Here is a 10,806-nt window from a genome sequence, read left to right as displayed (position 1 = left end):
AAGGATGAACGTATTGCTGCCAGTACGCGTCGCATTGTTCTACCTGCTCCTGGCGTTCACGGCATTTGCTTGGTGCCTGGTCAGCTTGGTCTTTGCGCCCTTCATGTCGTTTCGCACGCGCTATCGGTTCGTGGTCCAGACCTGGTGTCGCAGTGCGGTGTGGCTGGCGAGAACCGTTGTCGGCCTTCGCTATGAGATCAGTGGCCAGGAGAACATTCCGGAAAAGCCCTGCGTCATTCTTTCCAAGCATCAGAGCACCTGGGAGACCTTCTTTCTCTCGGCGTACTTCGAACCGCTGAGCCAGGTACTCAAGCGCGAACTGCTTCATGTGCCGTTCTTCGGCTGGGCAATCATGCTACTCAAGCCGATCGCTATTGATCGCAACAACCCCAAGGCGGCACTGCGTCAGGTCGCCAAGCAGGGCCAAGAACGGCTGGAGCAGGGAGCATGGGTGTTGATCTTTCCCGAGGGTACACGCGTGCCGGTCGGGCAGACCGGTAAGTTTTCCCGCAGCGGAGCGGCATTGGCGGTGAATGCCAATCTTCCCGTTCTGCCAATCGCGCACAATGCTGGAATGTTCTGGCCGAAGTCTGGCTGGGGCAAGCGGCCCGGGACCATTCGGGTGGTTATCGGACCGGCCATGCACGCCGCAAGCGAAGGACCACGGGCAGTCGCCGAGCTCAATCAGCGCGCCGAAGACTGGGTCAACCTGCAGGTCAGTCAGCTTGAGGCCAAGTCCTAAGCGAATAAAACGCAGGTAGGCGCGAACGAAAAAGGGGGAGCAGACCGAAATCTGCTCCCCCTTTCTCTTACCCTCAGGTTCAGTCGTCGACCGAGCTGCGGATCAGGTGATCGAAGGCACTCAGCGAGGCCTTGGCACCTTCGCCGACGGCAATGACGATCTGCTTGTACGGCACGGTGGTCACGTCACCCGCGGCGAAGATACCCGGCAGCGAGGTCTCGCCACGCGCATCGACGATGATCTCGCCGCGCGAAGTGAGCTCAACGGTGCCCTTCAGCCAATCGGAGTTGGGCAGCAGACCGATCTGCACGAAGATGCCTTCCAGTTCCAGCGTGTGGAACTCGCTGGAGTTGCGATCCTTGTAGACCAGGCCGTTGACCTTCTGCCCGTCGCCGCTGACCTCGCTGGTCAGCGCACTGGTGATGACGGTGACGTTGGGCAGGCTGTGAAGCTTCTTCTGCAGCACGGCATCGGCACGCAGCTGACTGTCGAACTCGAGCAGGGTGACCTGGGCGACGATGCCGGCCAGGTCGATGGCCGCTTCCACGCCTGAGTTGCCGCCACCGATTACCGCCACACGCTTACCTTTGAACAGCGGGCCGTCGCAGTGCGGGCAGTAGGCGACGCCACGGCCACGGTATTCCTGTTCACCCGGCACGTTCATTTCGCGCCAACGCGCACCGGTAGCGAGGATCAACGTCTTGGCCTTCAGCGATCCGCCGTTCTCCAATTTGATCTCATGCAATCCACCCTCGGTCGAGGCTGGAATCAGTGCCGCAGCGCGCTGCAGGTTCATGATGTCGACGTCGTACTCGCGCACGTGGTTTTCCAGCGCGCGGGCCAGCTTCGGGCCTTCGGTCTCGTTGACCGAGATGAAGTTCTCGATGGCCATCGTGTCCAGCACCTGACCGCCGAAGCGCTCGGCGGCGACACCGGTGCGGATGCCCTTGCGCGCGGCATAGATGGCGGCGGCAGCGCCGGCCGGACCACCGCCAACGACCAGCACGTCGAACCCGTCCTTGGCGCTGAGCTTTTCGGCATCACGGGCCGAAGCACCGGTGTCGAGCTTGGCGAGAATCTCTTCCTCGCCCATGCGCCCCTGGCCGAACAGCTCGCCGTTAAGGTAGATGCTCGGTACGGACATGACCTGACGCACCGTGACTTCTTCCTGGAACAGCGCGCCGTCGATGGCGACATGGCGAATGTTCGGGTTGAGCACCGCCATCAGGTTCAGTGCCTGGACCACGTCCGGGCAGTTCTGGCAGGACAGCGAGAAGTAGGTTTCGAAGTTGTATTCGCCGTCGAGGTTCTGGATCTGCTCGATGACTTCCGGTGCAGTCTTCGACGGATGGCCGCCAACCTGCAGCAGGGCGAGCACCAGCGAGGTGAATTCGTGCCCCATCGGGATGCCAGCGAAACGCAGGCTGATGTTGCCACCGATGCGGTTGAGTGCGAACGAGGGCTTACGCACGTCATCGCCGTCAGTACGCAGCGTAATCTTGTCGCTCAGGCTGGTGATCTCTTCCAGCAGGCTGAGCATTTCCTGGGATTTGGCACCGTCATCGAGGGACGCAACGATCTCGAACGGCTGGGTGACCTTTTCAAGATAGGCCTTCAACTGGGTCGTGAGATTGCTATCTAGCATGAAATTTCCCCTTGGCTGGAAGGTTGAGAAGTTTTGAATGACCAAAGCATACGAGCCGAGAGGCGATTCCGAAAATTGATTAAGACAAGCGACGCCATCGAGTAACGCTATCGATGTTCCACGTGGAACAAAAACCCGGCTTACGCCGGGTTTTGTTAGCACACGCGCTTATCGCATCAAGCCCTCCATTAGAAGTCCAAGTTGGACACCGCCAACGCATTGGACTCGATGAAATCGCGGCGCGGCTCAACTGCATCTCCCATCAGCGTATTGAATATCTGATCGGCTGCGATCGCATCTTCAATGGTAACCTTCAGCATCCGGCGAACCGCTGGGTCCATGGTGGTTTCCCAGAGTTGGTCCGGGTTCATCTCACCTAGCCCCTTGTATCGCTGAACACTGTGCCGGCGCGTACCTTCAGTCATCAACCAATCGAGCGCTTCCTTGAAGGTTGTGGCCGGCTTCCTCCGTTCACCACGCTTCACATAAGCTCCCTCTTCGAGCAGGCTGTTCAATTTGTCACCCAGCACCGTGACCGTCTTGTAATCGTTGCTGCCGAAGAAGTCACGATTGAAGGTTATGTAGCTGGCCAGGCCGTGGGAAATAATCTCGACCTCGGGCAGCCAGAGATTACGCTCCTTGTCCTCACGCAAGCTTGCCTTGTAGGCCAGACCTGAGCGCTCAACCCCTTTCAACAAGGCGGCGTAGGGTTCAAGCCAGGCCTGCATGGACGCGTGATCAGCCAACTGTTCGACAGTCACTCGTGGCAGATAGATGAAATGCTCGGTCAGCTCCTGAGGATACAGCCGCGAAAGACGCTGCAATGTCTTCATCACGGTGCGGTAATCGTTGACCAGTCGCTCCAACGCCTCACCCGACAAGCCAGGCGCATCTTCGTTGACGTGCAGACTGGCATCTTCGAGAGCGGACTGAGTGAGGTACTCGTCCATCGCCTCGTCATCCTTGATGTACTGTTCCTGCTTGCCGCGCTTGACCTTGTACAGCGGGGGCTGAGCGATATACACGTAGCCGCGCTCGATCAGTTCAGGAAGCTGACGGAAGAAGAACGTCAGCAACAAGGTACGAATGTGCGAACCGTCAACGTCCGCATCGGTCATGATAATGATGTTGTGATAACGCAGCTTGTCGATGTTGTACTCTTCGCGGCCAATGCCGCAGCCAAGCGCGGTGATCAGCGTGCCAACTTCCTGAGACGAGATCATCTTGTCGAACCGAGCTTTCTCGACGTTGAGGATCTTGCCCTTGAGCGGCAGGATGGCCTGAGTCCTGCGGTTACGGCCCTGCTTGGCAGAACCGCCCGCGGAGTCACCCTCCACAATGTACAGTTCGGAAAGGGCAGGGTCCTTTTCCTGGCAATCGGCGAGTTTTCCAGGCAGACCGGCGATATCCAGCGCGCCCTTACGACGGGTCATCTCACGCGCCTTGCGTGCGGCCTCCCGTGCACGCGCCGCATCGATCATCTTGCCGACAACGGCCTTCGCTTCATTCGGATGCTCGAGCAGAAAGTCGGCAAAATGTTTGCCCATTTCCTGTTCAACAGCGGTTTTGACTTCGGATGAGACGAGCTTATCCTTGGTCTGCGAGCTGAACTTCGGATCAGGCACCTTCACCGAAATGATCGCGGTCAGGCCTTCCCGCGCATCATCGCCGGTGGTCGATACCTTGTGCTTCTTCGCCAGGCCTTCCTGCTCGATATAGTTGTTCAGATTGCGTGTCAGCGCTGAACGGAAACCCGCCAAGTGGGTACCGCCATCGCGCTGAGGAATGTTGTTGGTGAAGCAGAGCAGGTTCTCGTTGAAGCTGTCGTTCCACTGCAGAGCCACTTCGACACCAACGCCATCGTCACGCTGAACGTTGAAGTGAAAAACCTCGTTGACCGGCGTCTTGTTGGTATTGAGGTAGGCCACGAAGGCGCTAAGGCCACCCTCGTATTTGAACAGCTCTTCCTTCGCGTTGCGCTCATCGCGCAGAACGATTCCTACACCGGAGTTCAGGAAGGACAGCTCACGGAGCCGCTTAGCCAGAATATCCCAGCTGAAGTGGATGTTCTGGAAGGTCTCGGCCGACGGTTTGAAATGGATCTCGGTACCGGAATCCTCGGTTTCACCAACAGCGATCAGCGGCGCCTGAGGCACGCCGTGACGGTATGTCTGCTCCCAAACCTTGCCCTCTCGACGGATCGTCAGGATCAGCTCTTCGGAAAGCGCATTCACCACCGACACACCTACGCCGTGCAGGCCGCCGGATACCTTGTAAGAGTTGTCGTCGAACTTACCACCTGCATGCAAGACAGTCATGATGACTTCAGCTGCGGATACGCCTTCTTCGTGAATATCTACCGGAATACCACGGCCATTGTCGCGGACGCTGATGGATTCATCCACGTGAATGGTAATGCAGATATCGCTGCAATGGCCAGCCAACGCTTCGTCGATCGAGTTATCTACCACTTCGAAGACCATGTGGTGCAGACCGGTACCGTCGTCCGTATCGCCGATATACATGCCGGGACGTTTACGTACTGCATCAAGGCCCTTGAGAACCTTAATGCTGGACGAATCGTACGTGTGATTTTCGCTCATGCCTTCACTCCCGAGGGGCCGTGGACCTGGGCTATTGCACCATGTTCCACGTGAAACATTGAGACTGGCGTATCGTCACGCCAGCCTTCTTTCAATACGTCTGAATCGACACAGGTGATAAAAACCTGGCAATTCAGCTGTTCCAGTAACCGGCACAATGCAAGCCGGTGTTGGTCATCTAATTCGGACGGCAAATCGTCGACCAGATAAATGCATTGACCTCGCTTGGCCTCGCTGACCAAATGCCCCTGCGCGATTCTCAGCGCACAGACGACCAGCTTCTGTTGACCACGAGACAAGGTTTCGGCCGCGTTATGGTTGGCTATCCGCAAACGCAGGTCCGCTCGCTGCGGTCCCGCCTGCGTATGTCCCATAACCCTGTCACGCTCGATAGAAGCCGCGAGCACCTCGGCCAGGGAGCGCTCTTTGTCCCAGCCCCGGTAGTAACTCAACCGAAAGCCTTCAAGGTCCAGAAGGGAGGCCAGCGTACGTTCGAACACGGGCTTCAGCGCCTGAATATAAGCCCGCCTATAGCCGTCAATCTCATCGCTGGCAGCACTGAGCTCGCGGCTCCACGCGGCCTGCGAAGCGGCGTCCAGTGTACCATGTCGCAGCCATGAGTTTCGTTGCCTCAGCGCCTGCTGGAGGCGCTGCCAGGCCTGAAGGAAGAGGGGTTCCACGTGGAACACGCCCCAATCGAGGAACTGTCTGCGGAGCTTCGGCGCGCCTTCCAATAAACGAAAACTATCCGGATTGATAAGCTGCAACGGCAGCGCATCTGCAAGCTCCGCCGCACTCCGCACAGTCTGTCCGTTTATGCGAATCCGCACTTCGCCACTGCGATCTCTGGAGATACCCAGCGCGCTTGACTGCGCCTCGCCCAGCTCGACCTGACCAAATACTGTACAGCTGTCTTGCTCGTGGCTTATGACAGGATTCAAACGCGTACTGCGGAATGAGCGCGCCATACCAAGGAGATGAATGGCTTCGAGAAGACTGGTCTTCCCGCTGCCGTTGTCACCATGGAGGATATTGATTCGGGGAGAAGGAGATAGTGTCACCGGCAGCAGGTTGCGGATGCCGGTGACAGAAATGCGGCTAAGGGACATTCAGTTGGAAGCGCACTACAGACGCATCGGCATTACGACGTAGGCCGAGTCATCGTTATCGAACTCCTGTACCAGCGCGCTGCTATTCGCATCGGAAAGTATCAATCGAACCTGATCGGTGGTCATGACGCCCAACACATCGAGCAAGTAGCTAACGTTGAAGCCTATCTCCAGCGACCCGCCTGAATAGTCGACAGCGACTTCCTCCTCAGCCTCTTCCTGCTCGGGGTTGTTCGCCTGGATCTTCAGTAGTCCGTTTTCTAGCTGAAGACGGATTCCGCGGTACTTTTCGTTAGAGAGGATCGCCGTGCGGCTGAATGCTTCCCGGAGGGTCTGGCGTTCGCCAACCACCAGCTTGTCGCCACCACGAGGCAGGACTCGCTCGTAATCGGGAAACTTTCCGTCCACCAACTTGGAGGTAAAGGTGAATTCGCCGGTCGTCGCTCGAATATGATGCTGACCCAGCACGATGCTGACGTCGCCGTCCTGATCGGTCAGCAGACGCGCCAGCTCGAGAATGCCCTTGCGTGGAACGATGACCTGGTGGCGATCCGGTTGTTCGATGCCGGCCTGCATGGAGCACATCGCTAGGCGATGGCCATCGGTCGCGACCGCACGCAGCATGCCGCTGGAGACCTCGAGCAGCATTCCGTTCAAGTAATAGCGCACATCCTGCTGAGCCATAGCAAAGCTGCTGCGTTCGATAAGACGACGCATCTTGCCCTGGTTAACGCTGAAGTTCAGCGAGCCCGGGCCTTCCTCAACCGTGGGAAAATCATTGGCCGGCAGAGTGGAAAGGGAAAAACGGCTACGCCCCGATTTGATCACCACCTTCTGATCATCCAGACGGATATCGATCAGCGCGTCAGGCTGCAGGCTCTTACAGATATCCATCAACTTACGCGCCGGTACAGTGATCTCGCCTGGCTCGGATGCATCTTCCAGAGCCACGCGGCCAACCAGCTCAACCTCAAGATCCGTACCGGTAAGCGACAACTGATGGTCCTGAACCACCAGTAGCACGTTGGACAACACCGGCAACGTCTGGCGCCGTTCGACGACGCCAGCCACCAACTGCAGGGGTTTCAACAGGGCTTCGCGCTGAATAGTGAAATGCATGGTCTGGTCCCTTGCCTATTAATTGGCCGCAGTCTGTCAGGTTGTCAAAGTACGCAGCAGGTTTTTGTAATCTTCGCGAATATCAGCATCCAATTCGCGAAGTTCCGCAATCTTACGACAGGCATGTAACACCGTCGTGTGATCACGCCCACCAAACGCATCGCCGATTTCGGGAAGGCTATGGTTGGTGAGTTCTTTGGACAAAGCCATCGCGACCTGGCGCGGCCGTGCAACCGAGCGCGAACGTCGTTTCGACAGCAGGTCGGATATTTTGATTTTGTAGTATTCCGCGACGGTGCGCTGGATATTATCGACGCTTACCAGCTTATCCTGCAGGGCAAGCAAGTCCTTTAGCGATTCGCGAATGAGTTCGATGGTGATATCGCGCCCCATGAAGTGGGCATGAGCGATCACCCGCTTCAGCGCGCCTTCCAGCTCACGGACATTCGAGCGGATCCGCTGCGCGATAAAGAACGCCGCATCATGAGGCAGGTCGACGTTGGCCTGATCCGCCTTTTTCATCAGGATCGCCACTCGGGTTTCTAGCTCCGGCGGCTCGACAGCCACGGTCAAGCCCCAACCGAAGCGAGACTTCAGCCTTTCCTCGAGCCCGTCGATTTCCTTTGGATAACGGTCACTGGTAAGAATCACCTGTTGCCCACCCTCAAGCAGGGCGTTGAAGGTGTGGAAAAACTCTTCCTGGGATCGTTCTTTTTTGGCAAAGAACTGGATGTCATCGATCAACAGCGCATCTACGGACCGATAGAAGCGCTTGAACTCGTTAATCGCGTTGAGCTGCAGCGCCTTGACCATATCGGCGACGAAGCGCTCGGAATGAAGATAAACCACCTTGGCGTTGGGGTTCTTCTTCAGCAGGTGATTGCCAACCGCATGCATCAGGTGTGTTTTGCCGAGGCCCACACCGCCGTAGAGAAACAGAGGGTTGTAGCCATGCTTCGGATTGTCGGCAACCTGCCATGCAGCAGCGCGAGCCAGCTGGTTGGACTTACCTTCGACGAAGTTCTCGAAGGTAAAGGTTCGATTGAGATAACTAGTGTGTTTGAGCCCGCCTTCAACCTGAACGTTGCGTTCCGCCCTCGCAGGCGCCGGTGCAACGGCAGGCTCGATTGCCGCCGCAACCGAGGGCTCGGCCAACGAAGCCTGTGGTGGCGCGGAGGCAGCGGGCGAGCCCGCCTGCTGTTGAGTGCGAGCGACCGATGCCGACGGAAGCGCTGCGGCACTTCGCCTACTGCCTATCAATAAGGACAAAGACGGAGCCAAACCGGTGGCGCGCTCGGAAAGCAGCTCGAGCAATCGAGACAGATACTTCTCGTTGACCCAATCGAGGACGAACCGGTTAGGCGCATAGACGCGCAGTTCATCTCCCTCGGCTTCGACCTGGAGCGGACGGATCCATGTGTTGAATTGCTGGGCCGGCAGCTCATCTCTCAAGAGGTCAATGCACTGCTGCCAAAGTTCCACCGACACGGAATCTCCTAGACGCTGTCGAGCTTAAACGGCAGCCATTGTAGCCCCCGGCCGAGCGGTTATCCACAGTCCGGCGCTATAAGGTGGGCAGGAATTCGATCCAAAACCGCAATACCATTCTGCATAAGCTCTGTTGATAACCGAACCTGATGTCTTAGGAAAAGCCTGTGGACAGTCTAGTCACAGACCCGCCTGTTGATAAGTCACCATTCAATCCACAGGCTATCCAACGGATCCCCACCGTGAGCGCACCGCTTGCACAGAACTCTCGCGAGCGCTGTAAGCCCCGTAGAAAAGCCTGTGTAGCCATCTATCCACAGATTTCTCGTTATACATTTATAAGCATTGCATTAAGAAGAGCTTTAACTCTCTTTCTTTCTTACTATTTTCTGTCCTCATCTCGCTGGCCGGAAATTGACCTGACAGCGCGGCTTCTCTACAATCGCCGGTCTCTTAAAAGGGGGCCATTCCGGCCCGCAACGGATCACCAGGTAACGCATCATGAAACGCACTTTCCAACCCAGCACACTCAAGCGCGCTCGTACCCACGGTTTCCGTGCTCGCATGGCCACCAAGAACGGCCGCGCCGTCCTGTCGCGTCGTCGCGCCAAAGGTCGTAAGCGCCTGGCAGTCTGAACACGTCGGAAAAGGTAGTGAGTCGAGACTTCGCTCGGGAAAAGCGACTGCTGACCCCGCGCCAGTTCAAAGCAGTCTTCGACTCCCCTTCCGGCAAGTTACCGGGCAGGAATGTCCTGCTCCTGGTACGCGAAAACGGACTGCCGCATCCCCGTATCGGGCTGGTGATCGGCAAGAAGAGCGTCAAGCTCGCGGTGGAGCGCAATCGCATCAAGCGTCAACTGCGCGAAACCTTTCGTCTCCACCAGACGGAACTGACGGGGTGGGACATCGTGGTTATCTCGCGCAAGGGATTGGCTGATCTGGATAATCCCGAACTGGCACGGCAATTCGCCAAGCTCTGGAGACGGTTGTCTCGCACCCCCTCACAGACCGCCAATCATCCGGAACAGGGCAAGCCCGCCCATGCGTAAACTGGCTTTGATCCCGATTCGGATCTACCGGTATGCCATCAGTCCCATGATGGCGAGCCATTGTCGCTTCTACCCAAGTTGCTCCTGCTACGCACAAGAGGCCATTGAAACTCATGGTCTGCTGCGCGGTGGCTGGCTGAGCCTGCGCAGGCTTGGCCGTTGCCATCCATGGAATCCGGGCGGCTATGATCCCGTGCCTTCCAACCACACCTCCAATTCATCTTCGATGACCGAGTAACCATGGATATCAAACGCTCGATTCTGCTTGTCGCACTGGCAGTCGTTGCCTACCTGATGGTTCTTCAGTGGAATCAGGACTATGGCCAAGCTGCCTTGCCTGCCGAGACAAGTCAGGAACAACCGTCGACTGCTCAACTTCCGGACACCCCGTCAGCTGCCAGCGCAGAAGGTACGCAGGGTGATATTCCCGCCGTCGGAGGCGAGCAGCCTGCCAGCGCGCTTCCGGAAACCCAGGCCAGCTCGCAGCTAATTCGCGTTCGCACCGACGTGCTGGACGTCGCGATCGATCCTCGTGGCGGCGACATCGTTGATCTACGCTTGCCAGAATTTCCTCGTCGCCAGGATCGACCGGATGTACCGTTCCAGCTTTTCGAGCGAAGCGGTGAAAGAACCTATGAAGCCCAGAGCGGCTTGATAGGCGACGGTCCAGACAAGGCCACCGGCCGGCCGCTGTACAGCAGCGAACAGCAGCAGTATCAGTTGGCAGAAGGTCAGGATCAGCTGGTCGTCGATCTGAAGTACAACGAAGACGGCGTCAACTACACCAAGCGTTTCACCTTCGATCGTGGCGATTACGATCTGGGCGTGCGCTATCTGATCGACAACCAGAGCCAGGAGCCCTGGACCGGTTATATGTTCGGTCAGCTCAAGCGTGACGACAGTTGGCGACCCGTCATCCAGCACAGCAACCGGAACCGCGACCTATCTGGGCGCAGCACTCTGGACCAAGGGGCCCTTTTAAAACCCGGGGTTTAAAACCCCGGGTTTCCCCTTTGGGGAAAAGGGGCCCAAAATTTTCCCCGGAAAAATT

10 protein-coding genes are annotated in these 10,806 nt (G+C 57.5%); 5 read left to right on the top strand and 5 right to left on the bottom strand.

The window, feature by feature from the left end:
* Positions 1-4: 4 nt before the first annotated feature.
* On the top strand, positions 5-742 hold the full coding sequence (locus DQ405_RS22590; protein ID WP_168426218.1) for a lysophospholipid acyltransferase family protein: 738 nt from the start codon (positions 5-7) through the stop codon (positions 740-742).
* 79 nt (positions 743-821) lie between these two features.
* Here the strand turns inward: DQ405_RS22590 and ahpF are convergent, their stop codons facing one another.
* From ahpF to dnaA, 5 genes are all read right to left on the bottom strand, one after another.
* Positions 822-2,387: an alkyl hydroperoxide reductase subunit F gene (gene ahpF, locus DQ405_RS22585; protein ID WP_168426217.1), complete on the bottom strand. Its 1,566-nt coding sequence runs from the start codon at positions 2,385-2,387 to the stop codon at positions 822-824.
* A gap of 188 nt (positions 2,388-2,575) precedes the next feature.
* Positions 2,576-4,990 carry a DNA topoisomerase (ATP-hydrolyzing) subunit B gene (gyrB, locus tag DQ405_RS22580; protein WP_168426216.1) on the bottom strand — a complete coding sequence of 805 codons (2,415 nt, stop codon included), beginning with the start codon at positions 4,988-4,990 and terminating at the stop codon, positions 2,576-2,578.
* Positions 4,987-6,099, bottom strand: a complete 1,113-nt coding sequence (gene recF, locus DQ405_RS22575; RefSeq protein WP_168426215.1) for a DNA replication/repair protein RecF — start codon at positions 6,097-6,099, stop codon at positions 4,987-4,989. Before recF ends, gyrB begins: the two co-directional genes overlap by 4 nt.
* Positions 6,100-6,114: 15 nt before the next feature.
* The gene (gene dnaN, locus DQ405_RS22570; protein ID WP_168426214.1) at positions 6,115-7,218 is read right to left on the bottom strand and encodes a DNA polymerase III subunit beta; all 1,104 of its coding nucleotides are present in this window, start codon (positions 7,216-7,218) and stop codon (positions 6,115-6,117) included.
* 36 nt (positions 7,219-7,254) lie between these two features.
* On the bottom strand, positions 7,255-8,706 hold the full coding sequence (dnaA, locus tag DQ405_RS22565; RefSeq protein WP_168426213.1) for a chromosomal replication initiator protein DnaA: 1,452 nt from the start codon (positions 8,704-8,706) through the stop codon (positions 7,255-7,257).
* A gap of 501 nt (positions 8,707-9,207) precedes the next feature.
* On the opposite strand from dnaA, the gene rpmH reads away from it, so the two are divergent.
* The 4 genes from rpmH to yidC are packed head-to-tail and all read left to right on the top strand — an operon-like array spanning position 9,208 to position 10,751.
* A complete protein-coding gene (gene rpmH / locus DQ405_RS22560; RefSeq protein ID WP_019340723.1) occupies positions 9,208-9,342 on the top strand; it encodes a 50S ribosomal protein L34 in 135 nt (44 codons plus the stop codon).
* 17 nt (positions 9,343-9,359) lie between these two features.
* Positions 9,360-9,755, top strand: a complete 396-nt coding sequence (rnpA, locus tag DQ405_RS22555) for a ribonuclease P protein component (RefSeq protein WP_168426212.1) — start codon at positions 9,360-9,362, stop codon at positions 9,753-9,755.
* The gene (gene yidD, locus DQ405_RS22550; protein ID WP_168426211.1) at positions 9,748-9,993 is read left to right on the top strand and encodes a membrane protein insertion efficiency factor YidD; all 246 of its coding nucleotides are present in this window, start codon (positions 9,748-9,750) and stop codon (positions 9,991-9,993) included. The genes rnpA and yidD overlap by 8 nt, the downstream gene beginning before the upstream one ends.
* A 2-nt stretch (positions 9,994-9,995) precedes the next feature.
* On the top strand, positions 9,996-10,751 hold the full coding sequence (gene yidC, locus DQ405_RS22545; RefSeq protein ID WP_446730908.1) for a membrane protein insertase YidC: 756 nt from the start codon (positions 9,996-9,998) through the stop codon (positions 10,749-10,751).
* The last annotated feature ends 55 nt before the right edge of the window (positions 10,752-10,806 follow it).

The organism is Pseudomonas sp. SST3 (assembly GCF_003325755.1).
The sequence above is the reverse complement of the archived record's forward strand: the minus strand, read 5'-3'. Positions and strand labels throughout refer to the sequence as shown.